Source organism: Cedecea davisae DSM 4568, assembly GCF_000412335.2.
In the GTDB taxonomy this organism is placed as follows: Bacteria; Pseudomonadota; Gammaproteobacteria; order Enterobacterales; family Enterobacteriaceae; genus Cedecea; species Cedecea davisae.
This window is the reverse complement of record NZ_KE161030.1, coordinates 4551086-4571684: the sequence shown is the minus strand read 5'-3', so window position 1 is coordinate 4571684 and position 20599 is coordinate 4551086. Positions and strand designations below refer to the sequence as shown.

Genomic DNA, 20599 nt, shown 5'->3' with positions numbered 1-20599 from the left:
ACTTCCTGAATATTTCAGAAGTTTGATGTTCTCAAACCGGAATGAACTGCGCCGTCGCCAACGTGGATCCCCAGCAGGCCCGCAACCCGTTTACTGATTAATTCAATATCGAATGCGGCCGCAGAAACCGGGCTGAAATCGAATATCGATTGCTGCGAAGCATTGGCTTCCGCCACGCTTTCATCCCGATTAATAACCCCGAGCAGGCTGTCGCCGAGCCGCTGCTGCATAAATGCCGTGACGTCGCGGCTGATATGGCGGCGGCTGTCGCTTTGGTTAACCACGAAATAATGGCCCAGCCGGTTATTCAGCGGCTCGCCGGTCAGGCGGTGGTTTTCAATTTGCGGCAGCAGAGACAGCGAGGCGGTGTCCGCGAGCAGGGTGATGAGGTGTAAATCCGCAAGCCGGGAGACCGCCTTCAGCGCCGGATTTGGCCCCGGAGGGAAATCTGCGATGATAACCAGGCCCGGGTAATTAAGCAGAGTGCCGAGGCCGCGTTGCAGAAAGTGGCTATCGTTGGCCAGGCGCTGCTCGAAGTCGAGACGCTGGGCTTCGGTGGCGTCGCCATACGGCAGCACAAAGATATTACCGCCCGCGGTCAGCACCGACTGGCTCCAGTCGGAGGACTCTCCCGCTTTTGCCACATAGCCACGTCCGTCCGAAAGCGGGACGCCAAAATGCAGGCGCAGCGCGTTCTGCACGTCGAAATCAATGGCTAACACTTTGCTGCCAGCGCGCGCGAGCGCCCAGGCCAGGTTTGCGGTAACGGTGGTTTTCCCCACGCCGCCTTTTGGCGAGCAAACACAAACTAACGGCATGAGGCAATCATCTCCAGCAAGGGTTGTAGCGGCAGGTCTTTACCGGCCTGAGTCGCGGCTGGCGCGGTTTTGGCGGTAAACAGTTTATTAAACGGAATGGCTTCGGCCTGCTGGCGCGCAGCGGGCGGCACAGCGGGAGCCTGAGGGCTGGCAACCGGGGCAGGCGTTAACTGATCAAACAGAGAAGACGCTGCTGGTTGCGGTTTGATAACCGGCGCTTCAGGAACCGGCTGAGGGGCAGGTTGTACCTGTGCGGAGGAAACCGCGGAAGCTACGCTATTGAGAATTGAGGTTTGCCCGGCGGCAGGGATCTGCGGCGAGGCCGGTGCAGGTTTTGCCAGACTAATATCGAAGGCATCCGCCGCAACTGATTGTGGAACGGGAACGGACACGCTGCCCGCGTGGGAAAGGGCATTTTCCTCTCCCGGAACCTGGTTTAATTGTTTAATAATCGCCCAGCGCCCGCTATCTGCGGTCTGGGTCTGCGCCGACATGTCCTTAAAATTAATGGCGCCTGTGCGTGTCTTTTCCTTGAAACGCTGCAAATCATCATAGTTTTTCATAAATATATCCATGATTTACAATTATTTATGAACTCACGCACGGCTACAGGGCGGCGCTTAGCGAGAGGTATTATTCGCCGTCTATATTACAGCCTATAACGTTTTCACCCTTTTGCTGGGGTTTAATCGAGAGTGGATGCCTTCTGTTATGAATAATTATTGATGGCTCCATTAGCGCGGATATTAAGCCAAAATATCGGCTGTTGACGAGCACTCTGTTTCTTTTTTTGAAGAAATTCATATCTGGCGTGAAAGAGCATTAATTAATATCAAATCCACCCCTCAATTCGGAGTGTTTACCCAGGTTTAAATGCTGGTTTTTATTTCTTTATTAGCATTAATAATGGTAGTTACGGCGCTCGATTCGTCGGCAGGTAATACTTTCTTTTGGGGGCACGTGGCAATTATCGTTCGTGAAAAACGAAAGAATAGGTACGTTGCGCCCGGAGCCAGCGGAACAATACTTAATGGCTCCGGAGAGGTTTGCTTTGCTGGTTAGGCCTGACGGTATGACTGGGCTTCAGCATGCTCAAGCATATGCAGGTGCTCTGCAACCTTAACTTCTGCTCGCGAGGCACGTATGCGAAGTGCAAGGTTCCAGGTATTGAGTTCCTTTGCATTAGCGGCCAGGCCTGAGTCTTTAGCGATTCTGCCGCAATTCTCAAGCCATTCGGCTACCTCAGCCCAATCCCAGAGCGGTGACTGGCCGGTAATCCGTTGGATTGGGTTTGGAAAATCACCTTTCCCACGGATGCCATCTTTCAGCATGGTGATAGCCTGGCGAGATAAAGCAGAAAGCTCAGCTATGTCGCTTAGCCCGACCAGTGTGGAATCAACAGACTCGACTCTCGCCCCAATACCTGCACTTTCGATATCCCGGATAGCCGTAGCAATTGCATTCTTGAGGGAGGGGGCTTCACGGTCGAACTCAAGATAGATAGCGTTGCCGTAATAGCTAATCATAGCGTCATCACAACCGGCCTCAAAAAGCGCATCTTCATGGCCCGGTGTATTGAGGGTGATGCCGGATACCGTGAGCGTGAAATTGTAGAGTTCCATATGGACTCCTTCTTGACAAAGGCGGTAGTGGCGCCGCCTTTGGATTTCTTTGTTTGGATGCTTCTTCATCAGCCTCCATTTGCGCAAAGAATAACCAGGGTGTGAGCGCGTGTCAACAGTGGGTGTTTCGTAACCCCTATAGATTGCCGCGGTAGCAATATGCTGCTGTCTGCAAATTGGGGTTGGGTTTAATGCCAGTGTTTTGAGGCAAAAAGGGTAGTCATGCGAAGCCACTTCTCAACCTGGAATGTACACGCCGAAGGCGCAAGTGGGAGAGGCGTGGGAGGAGGGGCAGATACCCTCTCCTTTGCAGGAGAGGGTAAAAACGGTTAGCGAATTTCCCCGTTGACGTCCTGATCGACGGCAAAACAGGCGACCAGCTGGCCGTTGCCGTAATCCTTAAGCTGCGGCTGGAGCTGGGTGCATGGCCCAAAACGACGGCTGCAGCGGGCATTAAAGGCGCAGCCTGGCGGCGGGTTCAGCGGGCTTGGCAACTCGCCGGTCAATTTGATGCGCTCGCGGCGTTCGTCCGGGTTCAGACGCGGCGTGGCGGACAGCAGTGCCTGAGTGTACGGGTGCAGCGGGTTGGAGAAAATCTGCTCTTTACTGCCTTTCTCCACGCAGCGGCCGAGGTACATCACCATCACTTCATCGGCAATGTGCTCCACTACCGACAGGTCGTGAGAGATAAACACGTAAGACAGCCCCAAATCCTGCTGCAAATCCATCATCAGGTTCAGAACCTGAGCGCGCACGGATACGTCCAGCGCGGAGACCGGTTCGTCGGCAATCACCACGTCCGGGTCCAGCATCAGGCCGCGGGCGATGGCGATACGCTGGCGCTGGCCGCCGGAGAACATATGCGGATAGCGGTCGTAGTGTTCGGTTTTCAGGCCGACTTTTGCCATCATCTCCAGCGCTTTTTCACGGCGCTGGGCTTTGCTCAGGCTGGTGTTGATTTGCAGCGGCTCTTCCAGAATCTGGCCCACTTTTTTACGTGGGTTCAGCGAGCCATAAGGGTTCTGGAAAACTATCTGGATTTTCTGGCGGCGCAGTTTTTCCGCCGAGGCGTCTGGTTTCAGCAGATCCTGCCCCTGGTAGTACAGCTCACCGCCGGTCGGGACTTCAATCATGGTCAGCAGGCGGCCAAGGGTGGATTTCCCGCAGCCGGACTCGCCCACGACCGCCAGCGTTTTGCCGCGCTCGAGGGTAAAGGTTACGCCGTCCAGCGCTTTGACCAGGCGTTCAGGTGCAAAAAATCCCTTCTTCACCGGGTAGTGTTTTTTCAGGTCGATGGCCTGCAACAGCGGTTGCGCGGTGGCCTGTTCGGTACTCATAGGGTTGGCCTCCCGGCATCATCGAGTGGGTAGTGGCATTTGGACTGACGCCCGTCGGCCAGCATGGTGAGCTCCGGCTCTTCGCTGCGACATTTGTCGGTGGCGTACGGGCAGCGCGGGTTAAGCAGGCAGCCGTTCGGACGGTCGTATTTGCCCGGTACTACGCCCGGCAGCGACGCAAGGCGCGCTTTGTCCTGAGCAAACTCCGGCAGCGCACGCAGCAGCGCCTGAGTATAAGGATGGCGCGGCGCACGGAAGATATCGTGGGACGAACCGGCCTCTACGACCTGGCCTGCGTACATAACAATGATTTTATGCGCCGCTTCGGCAACCAGCGCGAGGTCATGGGTGATGAGGATCAGCGCCATGTTCTCTTTCTGCTGAAGTTCCAGCAGCAGCTCGATGATTTGCGCCTGGATGGTGACGTCGAGCGCGGTGGTCGGCTCATCGGCAATCAGCAGTTTAGGGCGACAGGCAATCGCCATCGCAATCATTACGCGCTGGCTCATACCGCCGGAAAGCTGGTGCGGGTAAACGTCCAGGCGCGAAGCCGGATCGGGAATGCCTACCTGGGTCAGCAGGTCGATTGCCCGCTGGCGACGGGTTTTCTTGTTGCCGCCCTGATGCACCTTAATCGCTTCCATAATCTGGAAGCCGACGGTGTAACAAGGGTTCAGGCTGGTCATCGGGTCCTGGAAAATCATCGCCACTTCGGCACCGACCAGGTTGCGGCGCTCTTTCTCAGAAATGCGCTTCAGATCCCGGCCGTTAAACTCCAGCTTCTCAGGCATCACGCGGCCCGGGAAGTCAATAAGCCCCATAATTGCCAGCGAGCTGACCGATTTGCCGGAGCCGGACTCGCCGACAATCCCGACGACCTGCCCCTGATCCACGCTATAACTTATGCGGTCAACGGCACGGAACGGTGCGCTTTCGTCGCCGAAATGCACCGATAATTTATCTACATTTAATAACGCCATCTCGAACCTCTTACTGCTTCAGTTTGGGATCGAGCGCGTCACGCAGACCGTCACCCATCAGGTTAAATGCCAGTACCGTCAGCAGAATCGCAACCCCAGGGAAGGTCACAACCCACCAGGCACTCTGCGCGAACTGCAACACGTCGGCGAGCATGGTGCCCCACTCCGGTGTTGGCGGCTGCGCACCCATGCCGAGGAAGCCAAGGGCGGCCATATCGAGAATGGCGTTCGAGAAACCAAGCGACGCCTGAACAATCAGCGGCGCAAGGGTGTTCGGGAATATATTCACAAACATCTGGCGCATTGCGCCTGCACCCGCCACGCGGGATGCGGTCACGTAGTCACGGTTTACTTCTACCAGTACGGCGGCGCGAGTCAGGCGAACATAGTGCGGCAGCGCAACAAAGGTCAGCGCCAGCGCGGCGTTACCGATAGACGGGCCAAAGATAGCTACCAGTACCAGCGCCAGCAGCAGGCTTGGCAGGGCCAGCATGATGTCGACAACGCGCATGATGATGTTATCAACTACGCCGCCAAAGTAACCGGCGACCAGGCCAAGTACGATGCCCATCACCAGCGAGAGCACCACCACCAGGCAGCCAACCAGCAGCGACAGGCGTGCGCCGTACATCAGGCGGGAAAGCACATCGCGGCCTACGTCATCGGTGCCGAGGATGTAGCTCCAGCTGCCGCCTTCCTGCCAGACCGGCGGATGCAGCAGCGCGTCGCGGAACTGCTCGGCAGGCGCGTGGGGAGCGATAAAGTTGGCGAACACGGCGATGAAGATCATTACGGCGACGTACACCAGGCCGATCACCGCGCCTTTATTGCGTTTAAAGTAGTGCCAGAACTCCTGGAAAGGGGTCATCGGCTTGGGTGCTGCCTGCACTTTGTTTTCAGTGCTTATATTTTCAGTAGATGGCGTCATGATGGCCCCTTATTTCTTATGGCGTATACGCGGGTTCACCACGCCGTACAGCAGGTCTACCAGCAGGTTGACGAGGATAATCATCGTCGCTACCAGCAGCACGCCGCCCTGAACCACCGGATAGTCACGGCGCTGCAAGGCATCAATCAGCCAGCGACCCAGACCCGGCCAGGAGAAGATGGTTTCGGTCAGGATTGCGCCCGCCAGTAGCGTACCGACCTGCAGGCCGATAACGGTAACAACCGGCAGCATGGCGTTGCGCAGAGCGTGAACCACAATGACGCGCATGCGGGTTAAGCCCTTGGCGCGAGCGGTACGGATATAGTCTTCGCCCAGCACTTCCAGCATCGAAGAACGGGTCATACGCACGATAACCGCCAGCGGGATAGTGCCAAGCACGACAGCGGGCAGGATCATATGGGCAACGGCGTCAATAAAGTCGCCCTGCTGGCCCCAGATTGCGGTGTCTATCAGCGCAAAACCGGTCAGAGGCAGGGAGTCGTCGAGGAACACCGTGTCGCTGACTCGCCCGGAAACCGGCGTCAGGTTCCAGTGAACGGAGACCAGCATGATAAGCATCATGCCCCACCAGAAAATCGGCATTGAGTAGCCGGTCAGCGCGATGCCAACGGCGGTATGGTCGAAGATAGAACCCCGCTTCACGGCGGCGAGTACGCCCACCGGAATGCCTACCGCAACGGCGAACATCATCGCGCAGATGCCGAGTTCCAGCGTCGCTTTAAAGCGCGGAACAAATTCGTCCCATACCGGAAGGCGGCTCTTTAATGAAATCCCCAGGTCGCCATGCATTACGCCCCATATGTAATGGAGGTATTGCTGCCACATAGGTTTGTCGAGGCCAAGCTCAGCCAGCAGCTGGGCATGGCGCTCAGGAGAAATACCGCGCTCTCCGGCCATGATCATCACCGGGTCACCGGGGATCATATGAACGAAAGCGAAGGTGAGTAGGGTAATACCTATAAACGTGGGGATGACTAACCCCAGTCTTCGGAGGATGAACTGCAGCATATCCCGGATTCTCTGTAGTGACGGCGCGCCTGGTGACGCTTCGTCTGTATTGCTCACAAATAATGAATATAAATGCCCTCTCCCCTGAGGGGAGAGGGTTAGGGTGAGGGGGAAATTAAAACACCCTCACCCCGGCCCTCTCCCTCAAGGGAGAGGGGGGATCTCTACTTATTATTCGACGGACACGTTCTCGAAGTGGTGTTTGCCCAACGGATCGACCACGTAGCCTTTAACTTCTTTACGCACCGGCTCGAACACGGTGGAGTGAGCGATGATCAGCGCCGGAGCCTGGTCATGCATCACAACCTGAGCCTGTTTGTACAGTTCAATACGCTTGTTGTGGTCGTCGGTTGCGCGAGCCGGCTGAATCAGGTCTTCAAACGGCTTGTAGCACCAGCGGGAGTAGTTAGAGCCATCTTTGGCTGCCGCGCAGCTGAACAGGGTCGCGAAGAAGTTATCCGGGTCCCCATTATCGCCGGTCCAGCCCATCATTACGGCCTGGTGTTCACCGGCTTTAGCACGCTTCAGATATTCGCCCCACTCGTAGGTCACAATCTTGGCCTGAACGCCGATTTTCGCCCAGTCAGCCTGAATCATCTCGGCCATACGGCGAGCGTTCGGGTTGTAAGGACGCTGTACCGGCATTGCCCACAGCTCAACGGTGAAGCCTTTATCCTGGCCCGCTTCTTTCAGCAGCGCTTTCGCTTTCTCAGGATCATAGGTGTAGTCTTTCACGTCATCGTTGTAGCCCCACATGGTTGGTGGGATCAGGTTTTTAGCCGCGGTGCCCGCGCCCTGGTAAACCGCTTTGATGATGGCTTCTTTGTTCACCGCGTAAGTCAGCGCCTGGCGAACTTTTACGTCGTCAAACGGCTTCTTCTCGGTGTTGAAGGAGAGGTAACCCACGTTCAGGCCGGCCTGTTCCATCAGATTGATATTTTTGTCTTCTTTCATGCGGGCGATGTCGGCCGGGTTAGGGAACGGCATTACCTGACATTCGTTTTTCTGCAGCTTGGCGTAACGTACGGAAGCATCCGGGGTGATGGAGAACACCAGGCGATCGATCTGTGGTTTGGTGCCCCAGAAGCCAGGGAACGCTTTATACAGAATGCGGGAGTCTTTCTGGTATTGCAGCAGCTGGAATGGACCGGTGCCGATTGGGTTCAGGTCGGTTTTTTCCGGGGTGCCGGCTTTCATCATGTTGTCCGCGTATTCTTTAGAAAGAATAGAGGCGAAGTCCATGGCCATATCCGCAAGGAATGGCGCTTCCGGGCGAGCCAGAACGAACTGAACGGTGTTGTCGTCCACCTTCTTGATTTCAGTAATCAGGTCAGGCAGGCCCATGCCTTCGAAGTATTCATAGCTGCCGCCAGAAACTTTGTGGTACGGGTTGTCTTTGTTTTTCTGACGATCGAAAGAGAACACTACGTCGTCGGCGTTGAAATCACGAGTCGGTTTGAAGTCTTTATTATCCTGCCACTTCACGCCTTTGCGCAGGTGGAAGGTATAGGTTTTGCCGTCCGCGCTAACGTCCCACTTTTCAGCAAGGCCCGGAATGATTTCGGTGGTGCCGGTTTTGAACTCGACCAGACGGTTATAGATCGGTACGGAGCTGGCATCGTAAGTGGTGCCGGAGGTGAACAGCTGCGGGTTAAACCCTTCCGGGGAACCTTCTGAACAATAAACCAGGGTTTTGGCTTGTACGCTTGCTGCAACGGTCATGGCAACCAGGCTCAGACCAAATTTCAGCATCCCTGACTTCTTCAAGGAAATACTCATTATTCTGCTCCAATTATGTGTCGTGTTGTGTTTTGTAACCGTCTGACCATTGTTATTTGTGTGAGGTCGGTACGGTGTGCCCGGAGGCGATGGTGAGGTCAGCAGTTCCTTTCGCGAGTCATGCGTGGAGGTAGCACAGACGGTCCGTAAATAGCCCCTCTCGTCCTACAATCTGTCAACAGATTAAGGAAACGTCAATACAGGTCACGGGGATTTACAAGCAAGGTGGGATTCGGTGGGCAAAGATTAAAAAAACCTTCGGGGGCAGTTTCCAGCAGAGAAAATTATGCTACGCGCTTGTTACCAGAATATTAAACTGCTTCTTTTGCGTACGCTAGTGGTAATCGATTGCTTACAATGGGCAAAATTTTGTGTTAAATGATGAATTGTTGCACGATTTATTTTGTGATCTGCATCGCTCACAGCGAAAAATGCTGTCCGCCATCATAAGTAATGGCGCAAAAAACCACGCTTTTTCATAACTAAATTCGATGGCTTATATTCTGCCAGATTCGCCATGGCGGCAGGTTGTGACTCCCGCCGCCCACGGTTTTTTTAAACCCTATTGCGCAGTTTTTTCCGGTACGTGACACCAGTTGTTATTCTGGTTGATCCCGCCGTTCGGCGAGGTATAGCCCAGGCAGCCCAGGATGGTGTCATACAGTTCAACATGGCGATGCGGTACCTTCATTTTCGCCTGTTCCTGCATATGCCTGAACGACTCGGCAGAGGCAGGGTTTTCCAGATATTTATCCGACGCCCAGACCAGCAGCGGCACGCGGAACTGCTCCGGCGGCGCCATTTCGCGTGGGGTGCCGTGCAGGTGTTTGGACTCGCTAATCGACTCGCCGTGGTCTGCCGCATAGAAGACGATGGCTTTCTTATCACGCAGCTTATCAATCACGCTGTCGATAACCGTGTCGGTGTAGAGCACCGAGTTATCGAAAGCGTTAATCAGCATCTCTTTTGAGCAGCCTTTATCAAGACTGATGCACTCCGGCGTCCATTTGGCGAAGCTGCGCGGGTAGCGCTGCGCGTAGGAGAAGTGGGAGCCTTTGGTGTGAAGAATCACCAGGTGTTTACCTTCCGGGTTCTCGTCGACTGACTGCTTCATCTCCTCAACCAGCAGCATGTCATCAACGGTTTTGCCACGGTTAAGCGGTTCGGCGGCAATTTGCTCGCGGAAGGAGAAGCTGTCCGGCATGGCATTTTTGTAGAACCAGATTTCACTCTGCATCGCGAACAGCTCCGAGCTGAAACCAAGCTGCTTGAGAACCGCAAAGACGTTTTGCTCTTTCAGGGTTCGCTGTGGGTTATCCGCCGTACCGCCCTCACGCACAAACATGCAGCGCAGCGAAAGTTTGGTGGCGGTGTCGCAGGACTCGCCGCGGAACGCAACAAGGTTTTTCTCTTTTGAAAGTTTCGGCGTCGTGTCACGTTCGTAGCCGAGTATCCCCATGTGATCCCAGCGCGTGGTTTCCCCGATAATAAACACCATGTAGGTATCATCGATGCCCTGCGGAGCAACATAGGTAAACTTCTTTGCCGGATTCAGCAACGAGGTATTGCCGCTGGACTCGTCCGCGCGCGCCCAGGCGAACAAACCGAGGGCCGAGACCCAGTTAGAGGGTAAATAGGAGCTTGCTACCACACCGCCATAGCTGGCCATATCGGTGGTCGAGCCTTGTTCATCGTCGGACTGTACCTCGCCTAAAAAACGCAGAGGCGCCCAGACCAGCAGGGCGGAAAGCAGCACGATGGCGATATTTTTTATCCGCTGGCCGGGGGTTAATAGCTGCTGAATTAGCGTATCGCGGGATTGATTCATCCAGATAAGGAGCAGCGGTATGGCGCTGACCAGCACCATCCAGATGGCGAAGTGATAGCCTACGACTTCTTTAGAAAGATCGATATCGGTGGTCATCACCGAGGCGATAATGCCGTAGCCCACCACCACGTTAAAGAACGTCATGTAATAGCCGGCGGCCACCGAGCACAGCACCACAAACGAAGCCAGAATCCGCCACGCGGAACGTCCGAACAGCGAAAGGAGGCGGAACAGGAAAAAGGTGACCAGCAGGCAGGCCAGCACTTCTGCCGCCGCGGCTATTCCTTTCCAGGCAATGAAAACTTGTGCGCGGCTATCAAAGCGCTGGTAGAAAACAGAGATATTCAAAAACCAACCAATGTATACCGCCAGCAGCAAACACAACTTCTGGTGGGACATTGTTTTAAAGTAATTCATGCAGGGTATCCTGGCGATATAGACATATAAGCGCTATTCAGACCGTAGGGCGGGTGGGGAGTTCTCAATGAAGCCGAATTAGTTGCGATTAGGGGATAATTCCTGGCGCTGGCTCAAATTAGAACGGTGGGGGATTGTAATGCCCGATTGCCTGGCGGTCACCCGGATAAAGTCTCTTTGGTGCGAAAAGTGAAAAACCCCGCCTTTCGGGCGAGGTTTTTATTCAGCCAAGTGGCCGGAATGACTCACTCTTTCGAGGCGGCATGCAGCTTGTCGTAAATGTAGTTTCTGTAGCTGTTAAACAGCGCGGTATCCTGGCAATCATTGAGTTCGCCCTTGCATAAGTGGCGCATGTCGATATTGGCCTGGTAGAACGGAGACACTTTCAGCTGCGCCTGCTCGAGCAATATCCCACCCAGGAATGCGATGTCGGTGACCTGGCCCAGGTCCGAAACCGGCGGAAGATTGAAGTTGTCCCGCAGGCTGAACTGCGACAGGTGCATGGCGTCCGGCAGCGGTGAGGTATAGCCGTTAGCCCAGTCGATAGCGGGCTGGTGGTCACCAAAATACATGAACATCGTAGGCCGCTTACGCTGGTCAACGAACTGGAAGAAGTCCTTGAGCGCGATATCGGAGTTTTTGATTTTTTCCACGTAGTGGCTGAATTTACCCGCCGAACCTTCATTTTTCACCACCGATGCCAGCTGGTAATCATCGTGATGAGAGGCATCGTAAGGGCCGTGCTCATACATAGTCAGGGCGTAGACAAAAATTGGTTTGTCGGTCTGGCTGCCGAGGAGCTTTTTGACGTAGCTCAGAACATCGCCAGTGCTGATGTGCCAAAGGTTTTCCGAAATATCACCAGGGTAGCCCAGCTCCTGAGGCTGAATAATTTTATCCACGCCCATCATGCTATAGGCGTGGCCAGCGTTGTAGGCCGATTTATTGAATGGAGTCAGGACTACGGTGTAATAACCGTTATCTTTCATCTGTTTAAACAGACTGTCGTTGACGTGGTCGATGACGGAATAAAACACCGCGTTTTTCATCGCGCCAAAATCATCGCTACGTAGGCCGGTGAGCGCCGCAAATTCAGACAGCCAGGTACCGCCGCCGAAAGTTTGTACGCGCATCAGAGAATGGGCTTTTACCTTGCTGTCCTGGTCGAACATAGCGAGATGCGGCAGCACACCCGGGGTCGGCACCTTATAAAGACGTGGGTCAACCGTGGACTCCTGCAATAGCAGAACGATGTCGGGGCGCACGCCGTTTGGCGTTGGCTGAGCTTTATTGAGCGCTGCGGCACGGGTGATAAATTCCTGAGCTGGTTCTTCAGGGAAGGTTGGGGAGTCATAAATCGTCTGTATTCCCGACATCGCCAGGTTGGACAGTACGCCGGTGCCGCCCGGTAGCTTGGTTGACCAGTCATGCTGATTGCGCAGCACGCTGTGGCTTAAAAGCGCAGCGCTGCCCAGCATGATGCCAACGGCGACCAGCGGTGCGGCCAAACCGGCGCGGCGCGGCGTAACGCGCCAGCTGACGACGAGCGTTAATATAAGCAGCGCTAGCATGGCCACCACGGCTACACCGGCGGACGGATAGTGCAGCAGCGTGCCGGCGTTGGAAGGGTCGGCCATCATAAAGATGTCAGGGAACAGCAGCTGATCTTTGTAATAGTGAACCTTAAGCTGGTTTAAAAATTGCAGCAGGATGACCAGCAGGCTGCTGGTGGCGATGGCGAATGCGGCTCTGGCAGAGACTAAATAAAGCAGCCCGCCGCAGAAAATAAAGGCACATGCCGCAATAACCAGCGGGTAGACATCACGCGGTGAATTACCTGCGACAATGATAAGGGCCGCAATGAGCAGCAGCGCGACATAAAGGTATGTCCAACGAGCTTTTCGGCCGGAGCCTGGTTTCATCATGCTCATATTATCCTGTGGGATGTATTATTTTTCTGGGTAACAAACGCAGTCCGGCATACTACAACTTCAACCAGAAAAATCGTATTGAATACTGCTATTGAATGAGGCTGGTTGTGCTTCTGTTTGTGAAAGGACTACTTTGTGCCGTATGCATGTGACCGGGAAAGCCGCAATAAAAAAACCGCCTGGCGGCGGTTTTGGGCAGTCTGAATACTTAGAGGGTATCAGGCATGTGCATGGCGATGTTTCATCATGGCGCGAACCGGCTGGCGAATTGTGGTGGAGATAGCCAGGGACAAAATCAGCAGGGCGAAGATGACGCAGAAGGTCACATAGAAGCCGCCGAACAGCGAAGCGATAATAGAGCCGCAGATGCTGCCGATACCGAAGCCCAGGTAAATCACACCGTAGTTTTTAGTCAGGTTGTTCAGACCGAAGAATTCGCTCACCAGAGAAGGGTATACGGTGATGGTGCCGCCGAAGTTAAAGGCAACGCAGGCGATGGCCGCGAAGAAGGTTGCTTCGTTGAGCGGGGCGAACAGCAGGGCTGCCATACCCACCAGAGAAATTACCTGGCCGATAGTAATAACGCGAATGCGGGCGATTTTGTCTGACAGGATACCGAGCACCAGGCGACCGCTGAGGTTCGCGATAGAGATAACCGTTACCGCGTTGGCAGCGGACAGGGCATCCAGGTGTACCATTCCCTGAGCGATATCTTTTGCTACGCCGATAACGTACAGGCCGCTCATGCAGGCGGTCAGGAACATCAGCGCCAGCATCCAGTATTGTGGTTGACGCATAGATTCGGCGAGGGTGAAGTCTGCTTTTGCCACGCCGCCAGCGGTTTTGGTTTCCTGGAGCGGAGCATCTTTCATCATGGTGGCGCCGAACAGCACCATCACCATTGCCAGGCCACCCCAAATCATGAAGGTGTTTTCCAGGCCGTAGGCCGCCATCAGGTGAGTATCAATATATTTGAAGCCCAGGCTACCGAGGCCGTAAGCGCCGATGGAGAAGGCAGAAATCAGGCCTTTACGCTCGGGGAACCACTTCACGCAGTTGGAAAGCGTTAACAGGTAACCCGCGCCGTCCGCCAGACCGACCAGCACGCCAGCGGTTAGCCACAGCATCATCAGGTTGTTTGCGTGAGCGGTGAAGAACAGCCCCGCGCCAAGCAGCACGCCCGCCGCCATCGTCACTTTGCGAACCCCGAAGCGGTCCTGCAGCTTGCCCGCTACGGAGGAAGAGATGGCAAGACCAAGGCTCAGCAGGCCGAAGGAGAAAGCGACCTGGCTGATAGGGGCGTTGAGCTTGTCGGACAGCGCGCTGTTGAACAGGCTCCAGGTATAAACGGAACCCAGAGCGAACTGGGTAATGATGGTGCCGATAAGAGTTAACCAGCGTGTACGGTTGTAGGTGGCAGTATTCATAGCAGATGTCCTGCGAATCTAAGGGAAGTTATCTGCCGCCTACGATAGCGAAGTGCAGTTTATTCCAGGAGAAAACGGCATGAAATGCGTGGAGAACGGAATGAAATGCATCCCTGAGGGTATGAATGACCTTGAAAGCGGTTTTTACTTTTCGTTTGTTAGTGCCTACTATCGTTGTATGGTGCGTATTTGCTGTATATTAAATGTTAAATCATAAATGAGATGTGGTTAACAGTTTGCAAAAATGTCGCCGGGAAAGAGCCTTACTTTGATTCGATCAAGGTTGTGAATCTTGCGGGATTCGCTATTGTCCTGGTACTAGATTTGTTCGCCGATGCGGAATAATAATCAGGGAGCAGAATATGGAACGTTGTGGCTGGGTGACTCAGGATCCGCTGTATCTTGAGTATCACGACAAAGAGTGGGGCGTGCCGGTAACCGACGGGCAAAAGCTGTTCGAGATGATCTGTCTCGAAGGCCAGCAGGCCGGGCTTTCCTGGATTACCGTGCTGAAAAAACGCGAGAATTATCGCCGCCGTTTTAGAGACTTTGATCCCTATGCCGTTGCGCTTATTCAGCCGGAAGAGATTGAAGAGCTGATGCAGGATGCGGGCATTATCCGGCATCGGGGGAAAATTGAAGCCATCATTAATAACGCCAAAGCGTTTCTGGCGATGGAAGCAAACGGCGAAAAATTCCCCGAATTCGTCTGGTCGTTTGTCGACAATACTCCTCAGGTGAGGCATGCCGCCACGCTGAGCGAAATCCCGGCCTTTACCCCAGCGTCGGATGCTTTATCTAAAGCGCTAAAAAAACGCGGCTTTAAATTCGTAGGCTCGACTATCTGCTACTCCTTTATGCAGGCCTGTGGGCTGGTAAACGATCACGTTACCGGCTGCTTCTGTCATCCGGACCACGGCTGATGATCCGCCGTTTTGAGTTATCGGAAATGGATGTTCTGATGGCGCTGTGGCTCGAGAGCACAATCGCCGGGCACCCCTTTATCGCCGAAAGTTACTGGCGTGAGAGCGAAAGCCTGGTACGCAATGTTTATATTCCGCAGTCAAAAACCTGGGTTTACCTACAACAGGAAAGGCTGGTGGGGTTTATCAGCGTTATGGAGAAGCAGTTTATCGGCGCGCTGTTTGTGGCCCCGTCCTGCTGCGGGCAAGGGATTGGCGGCGCGCTGCTTGAGCAGGCTAAAGCCGAATATCCGGCTTTAAGCCTTGAGGTGTACCAGAAAAACCGGAAGGCGGTGCATTTCTACCACCGCCACGGCTTTCACATCGAGGAAAGCGCGTGGCAGGAAGAAACGCAGCACCCGACCTGGATTATGGGCTGGCAGGCGGGTCAAAAGCGGTGATTACTGATGAGTATTTACTGTTTCTCCGGTGTGTATATTTTTAGCTAACCCGGATTGTGGAGCGGCGATTTCATCAAGGGTTACAACTATTCTTTTAGTAACGCCTGCTGTGTCGCCCCCCCCTGGGACTTCCTCAGAAATTGCAATTTGCTTTACTTTAAAAAATGAGTTTCTCCTGAATAATGATTCTTGCTCATCAACCAACGATGCCGCACCCCTGAGTAAAGGTTTTGAAGAGAATGTGTTTTCGAACCTATATATTATTATCGCATTGGTATTTTCATCAGGGACCGATCCCAGGATATAGTTTTGGTCAGCCGATGTGCTCATATAACAAGGATAGTTAGTGACTGTATCGCCTGGCTTTATTTGACTATCCCAGGGAGTATTCCGGTTGGGATATTCTGCTATCCTGATAAACTCCCCCTTCTGAGATGGGATTTTGTTTAGGGCGGAATCAAAGAGCCTGACCATATTCCGTTCGTCATCTGTAAGCTTTTGATAATAAGCTAGTTTGTGATTGAGATCGTAATTCAACGGTTTCAGGCCGAGTTTTGTTGTGTCTGCCATACCATCACTAAATAAATCAGGTAACTCCTCATCTACAGCTGTCCAGCGCCTTACCGCGAGTTTTTCGTTCTTAGTCAGAATGGGTGTATTGGCTAAATTAGCGTCAGATGTATCGGTGAAATGTGTTTCATCAGGATTCATTTCTATATTTTTATCTGAAAATGCTTTTTCATATTTCGTTGCGTCAACCGGATCTTGAATCAAATAAATATTGCGATTTTCAAAAAATAAAGTATCCGTGATGGTATTTATTGCATTTAATCTTGTCAACATGTCCGTATTGTAAACACCACGGAATATAACGTCAAAATCTCTGTTTTTGGTGTCAGTTGGTAATAATACGTTGTATCTATAAGATACAGTATTTTCTGCCAGTTCCGGAGGTTGAACACATTCCAGCCAATCATTCATCATGAGCCTTCTTCTGCCTGCTGATGGTAACGGGCACCATGTACTGTCCAAATACTCATTCGCTATCGGCTTGTTCACCGGTAAGTGTTCAGCTACCTCAAATGTATTATTTTTTTTCTCAATAATGACACGGCTATTACCTTCGCCTGCAATATAGTACCTTCCCTTGCTAATCTCAGTGACAGGAACCCAGCCCTGCTCTTGAATTAAAAATAGTTTGCCTGTTTTTTTTCCTTGTGCATCAAGACTGGTATGGAAACCAGATTCATGGGGAATTATTTTCTCTTTTAATATATTTTTGGAATCAAAAACATGCCAGTTTGTAATGCCTGTGATTTCTTTTTTAAAGTATCTAATATGATCTGCATTGATTACCGCGGGGATAAGTTCACCAGCACTATTAATTATATACCTCTTCCCGAAAAGCTCTCCGGTTGCCGGGTTGTGGCGTACATATACCGTGTTACTGTCTTGTATTCCTACAGCAGTTACAGGTACAGATACTTTTCTCTCCGGTAATGTTGCCACTAATGATTCGGCAGATGATCCCTGTGGAAGCCTATCGAGTGCATTCGATGAAAGGATGTTTTCTGCCAGGTTAGCCGTTTTTTTATTAGCAGCCAGCCTGCTGACAATCTTACTGGCAAATTTATTACTAATAGATGTTATCACCCCAAAACCCGGGTCAAGAGCATAGAGAGCACTGACCGCAATATGACGTATTTCACCTTGTGAAGGCAGATAAGCCCCCCAGGGAAGACGGGACAGCGTTTTTCTACCGAGCAGGCCCCGCGCCAGCCCGGTGCCGAATCTTCCGCTCAGGCTCGCTGCTGCTCCCAGGGAAGGGATAAATGCAACCGCATCAAGGAGGCAGGCAGGAACGGCTTTTTCCGGGTCATTATTTATAATCCCTTCAATGCAGTCATAAAAAGGGATTAAATGCTTAATAGTATTCCATAATGTCTGTTTGTTAGATAATGTATGTCCAATTTCATAGAGTGAATTATATAAATGTTCTCTATGTTTTTGGCTCAGTAAATTTACAAGTATATCTAAATTGCTGCCACTCCCTTTTAATGCAGGGCCAGTTGTATATACATCAAAATTATAAATATCTTTACTATCTTCTATTTTTTGCCAGGTGGGGTTGTAGTCATTCAAACCATCACCCAGAATTTTGCTAGTGAAATACAGTCTAAGATCGCGATCAACCCTGGAAATTGTATAGCCATTTCCATCATTAACTTCTGCTTTTAAGGCATAAATTCGCTCCTGATTGGCGAGCTTTACGGAAAAAAGATCTGTGTTTTCTATAAATATTTTTTTTGTGGCAATGAATGATCCGGGTTGCATAAGTTGCACATAAGAATCTGCTGGTCGTATTATTGAATCGGGTGAGTTTATAAATTCAACTTCATCATTAGATAATGAACTAATTGCAGAAAGGATAATGTATTTATCTAATTCACGAAAACTATCAGCTACTCTGGCAGTTTGTCTTTTATATTCATCACTCAGGTTTTCTGGTGCGATGTCACAGGGTTTTCCTCGGTCATCTAAATAGCGTTCTTTAGCAATTTTTTTCGCGTCGTATGATACGCGTATATTGTTATAACCGGGGACGTTGATAGGCATAAACTGGTCAGGTATGGGGGCAATAAAAGGAGCGCATTGGTCTATTATCTTATCTGCTAGTTTCCCTTTACTGAGCCATGCGTGGGTTTCTGACATATAAGTGTTGTATTTTTTATTTATATCCTGTAGTAATTCATCGGTCCCTTTTCTGTATTGAATATAGTTGCTTATATCTGTAGCAATATCACTCTCTTCTTCTTTTGAATGTTCAACTGCATTTGATAATGCAAAAAATCTGGCGGGTGTTTTATAGAGCGGAAAGTTTTCTGTAATTTCCTCATTAATAGCAGAGTTCCATATGTTTTCTCCTATAGTCATTGCCTCTTCTGATGAGTATTTTTCAACACCCACAGATTGCAAAAAAGATGACCCCGTATAGAGATTGGCGAAATTTTTATCTCGTAGGTTTAAATCAAGCACCGATTTTTTTCGAAAGCTAAGAAATGGTATTTCTTGTGCCAGAAAATGCTTCCACATAATATCCAATAAATATCGTCTATGTGAAAGCGGATGTTTGAAATGAAAATATTTTTTCTCAACCAGGTAGTCCATGGATAATAAATGATTAACATCTCTAACGGAGTAATGATAATCTGCCGTTTTCATCTTGCCCTCAATATATTCCTCCGGTGACATACCCAGAACATTATTGAATACCCAGTGGCGAATGACTTTTTCGGCCTGTGCCGTGGAGATTTTCTCTTCTTTATCCCCGCCCCACATCCCACCAGCCGTCAGGATTTTTTTAGCAAATAACTCAATCTTTTTATTGTAGTCATATGTAGCTTCGTGTTGAGAAAATAAATATTCAGTAGCAGCAGTAAGAAGTTTTTCTTTTGTTAATTTTTTTGGGGCAAGAAATCCCTCTGCTTTCAGTAAATGAATAATTTTTCTATTTGCATTTTTTGTGTCAGGAGAAAGAGGATGATGTCTGTTTTTTATCTTTATTTCATCATCAGTTCTGGATCCGCTCATACTTTCCATGGGTAGGGCGGTTGCTCCTGGGAATATCAACGGATCATAATGAGATAAAAAATTACCGGTTTCATGTAGTGCATTTGCAAGTGACGTTAATAGTGAGGTGCTGGCGCTATGATTAATCTCATCAGAGAGACCTGTCTTTTCAGAGGAGGAAGAAATTAATGTTTTCTCTGTTGCAAATGAGTGGCCGTATGTTGAAAGCTGGCCGTCGGCGGGACGGGGGGGCGGCAAAGAGTTTTTACCCTGCTCAAAGTGGGCAGGATAGGGTGTAGCATCGCATTGTGTATTGAGATGGGTGTTGGTAATGATTTTCTCATTTCCCTGCTGGCGGCTTTCAGTATGGCGAGTCGCACAGTATTGCAGGTCTGATAGTCCATTTTTGTGCCTGAGTTGTTCTACCACCAGCGTATGTGCTTTTTCAGGTACGGAAAAGAGTTGGTTGTCTCCTGAGTATGGTGTTGCTCTATTTTGTACCGTTGCCCGTGTCAAAAGTTCTGGGGTAATGGTTGAGTTCGACATAAAAGCGGTCATTTGTGGTTTAGACAGCGTGCTGAGAAAACCACGTTTGTCGCTTGTGTTTTGAGTCATCTCCACTTGAGTATCCACTTCAAAAGCTGATTCCTGTTGCCGTTGTTCAGTATTTCTTTGTGGTTCCAGGGGGGGCGAGGAGTGATTGCCTGCCATTCTCCCGAGAGCATTCCAGTAATAGTTGGCGCGAATGAAAAGATTCGCGATAAAAGTCGGAACCTTCAGAATTGCACGTTCTGGCCCGCCTCTGTCTGCCATCCAGTATCTTGCAGCAATGGCAGTAACCGCCAGGGCTGTCCACAGGTTGGCATAGGTATTATCTGCTTCACCTTCCAGATATGGGCGCAGGCAAGTATCCTCAGCCCAGTCTTTAATGGTGTCCCGCACAACCGCGGCCAGATGAGAAAAGACGTTGATATTGTCAGGAAGATGCGATGAAGCAACAAGCAGCGTTTGCAAGGAGGCGGTATCAATATTCGTTCTCTGAGTAACAGCGGTATAAATACTTTTAGCCGCCATAATAATATTTGTAGGGGCTTCTGGAAGAATTTTTGAAAGGCACTCCGAAATTATTCTACTTTCGCTATATTCACCCATGGTATGGAGAAGTCGCTGAATACTTCGCCTACAGTCTTCAGTGAATGGAACACGAAGATTTGCAGTTTCTTCGTAATATATATCACTGGTATCAAACCATGTTTCGTCTATTTCAATCTGGTCTTGAGCATCAAACCAAATATCTTTTTCTGGTTGTTCTTTTGGCAGGGGTTTATCAAATAACGATGCTGCCTTATAGATAGGGGAAGGGAGGGTTGCTGAGTTGATATGTGGCATGTTTCTTTCCTTTCGTTTTGTGAAGAAACATTTTTATTATGAATGTAATTGATGTTGCTATTAAAAAAAGGTTTTTTGATTTTATTTTGATGTTAAAAGCGTGGATGATTTTTCTGATAAAAAACCATGATAAATAAAATATTATATATTCATAGGCGGCTTAATCATTGTTGCCCGGCAG

14 protein-coding genes are annotated in these 20599 nt (G+C 51.0%); 2 read left to right on the top strand and 12 right to left on the bottom strand.

The genetic code is table 11. The features are described 5' to 3' along the window. Nucleotides 1-14: 14 nt before the first annotated feature. The 11 genes from bcsQ to HMPREF0201_RS20790 all read right to left on the bottom strand — a co-directional run bounded on the left by bcsQ (nt 15) and on the right by HMPREF0201_RS20790 (nt 14096). Nucleotides 15-818: a cellulose biosynthesis protein BcsQ gene (gene bcsQ, locus HMPREF0201_RS20840; protein WP_016538754.1), complete on the bottom strand. Its 804-nt coding sequence runs from the start codon at nt 816-818 to the stop codon at nt 15-17. After that, entirely contained in the window at nt 809-1381 is a 573-nt protein-coding gene (gene bcsO / locus HMPREF0201_RS20835; protein WP_039898957.1) for a cellulose biosynthesis protein BcsO, read from the bottom strand. The genes bcsQ and bcsO overlap by 10 nt, the downstream gene beginning before the upstream one ends. Nucleotides 1382-1876: 495 nt before the next feature. Next, entirely contained in the window at nt 1877-2440 is a 564-nt protein-coding gene (locus HMPREF0201_RS20830) for a helix-turn-helix transcriptional regulator (RefSeq protein WP_039898956.1), read from the bottom strand. 329 nt (nt 2441-2769) lie between these two features. Beyond that, nucleotides 2770-3777 carry a dipeptide ABC transporter ATP-binding subunit DppF gene (gene dppF, locus HMPREF0201_RS20825; RefSeq protein ID WP_016538751.1) on the bottom strand — a complete coding sequence of 336 codons (1008 nt, stop codon included), beginning with the start codon at nt 3775-3777 and terminating at the stop codon, nt 2770-2772. Next, nucleotides 3774-4757, bottom strand: coding sequence for a dipeptide ABC transporter ATP-binding protein (dppD, locus tag HMPREF0201_RS20820; protein ID WP_016538750.1), 984 nt, complete (start codon nt 4755-4757; stop codon nt 3774-3776). The genes dppF and dppD overlap by 4 nt, the downstream gene beginning before the upstream one ends. 10 nt (nt 4758-4767) lie before the next feature. After that, entirely contained in the window at nt 4768-5685 is a 918-nt protein-coding gene (gene dppC / locus HMPREF0201_RS20815) for a dipeptide ABC transporter permease DppC (RefSeq protein WP_016538749.1), read from the bottom strand. Nucleotides 5686-5694: 9 nt separating this feature from the next. After that, nucleotides 5695-6714: a dipeptide ABC transporter permease DppB gene (dppB, locus tag HMPREF0201_RS20810; protein WP_016538748.1), complete on the bottom strand. Its 1020-nt coding sequence runs from the start codon at nt 6712-6714 to the stop codon at nt 5695-5697. Between the two features lie 171 nt (nt 6715-6885). Beyond that, the gene (gene dppA, locus HMPREF0201_RS20805) at nt 6886-8493 is read right to left on the bottom strand and encodes a dipeptide ABC transporter periplasmic-binding protein DppA (protein WP_016538747.1); all 1608 of its coding nucleotides are present in this window, start codon (nt 8491-8493) and stop codon (nt 6886-6888) included. A 562-nt stretch (nt 8494-9055) separates the two neighbouring features. Next, nucleotides 9056-10738: a kdo(2)-lipid A phosphoethanolamine 7''-transferase gene (eptB, locus tag HMPREF0201_RS20800; protein ID WP_016538746.1), complete on the bottom strand. Its 1683-nt coding sequence runs from the start codon at nt 10736-10738 to the stop codon at nt 9056-9058. Nucleotides 10739-10983: 245 nt separating this feature from the next. Then, complete coding sequence (locus HMPREF0201_RS20795; RefSeq protein WP_016538745.1) at nt 10984-12669, bottom strand: LTA synthase family protein; 1686 nt, start codon at nt 12667-12669, stop codon at nt 10984-10986. Between the two features lie 218 nt (nt 12670-12887). Next, nucleotides 12888-14096: an L-lactate MFS transporter gene (locus HMPREF0201_RS20790; protein WP_016538744.1), complete on the bottom strand. Its 1209-nt coding sequence runs from the start codon at nt 14094-14096 to the stop codon at nt 12888-12890. Between the two features lie 362 nt (nt 14097-14458). Between HMPREF0201_RS20790 and tag the strand changes: the two genes are divergently transcribed. Further along, nucleotides 14459-15019, top strand: a complete 561-nt coding sequence (gene tag / locus HMPREF0201_RS20785) for a DNA-3-methyladenine glycosylase I (RefSeq protein WP_016538741.1) — start codon at nt 14459-14461, stop codon at nt 15017-15019. Beyond that, nucleotides 15019-15459 carry an N-acetyltransferase gene (locus HMPREF0201_RS20780; RefSeq protein WP_016538740.1) on the top strand — a complete coding sequence of 147 codons (441 nt, stop codon included), beginning with the start codon at nt 15019-15021 and terminating at the stop codon, nt 15457-15459. Before tag ends, HMPREF0201_RS20780 begins: the two co-directional genes overlap by 1 nt. On the opposite strand, the gene HMPREF0201_RS20775 is transcribed toward HMPREF0201_RS20780, so the two are convergent. After that, nucleotides 15460-20418 (bottom strand): hypothetical protein, encoded by a 4959-nt coding sequence (locus HMPREF0201_RS20775; protein ID WP_016538739.1) that lies wholly within the window; start codon nt 20416-20418, stop codon nt 15460-15462. Between the last annotated feature and the right edge of the window lie 181 nt (nt 20419-20599).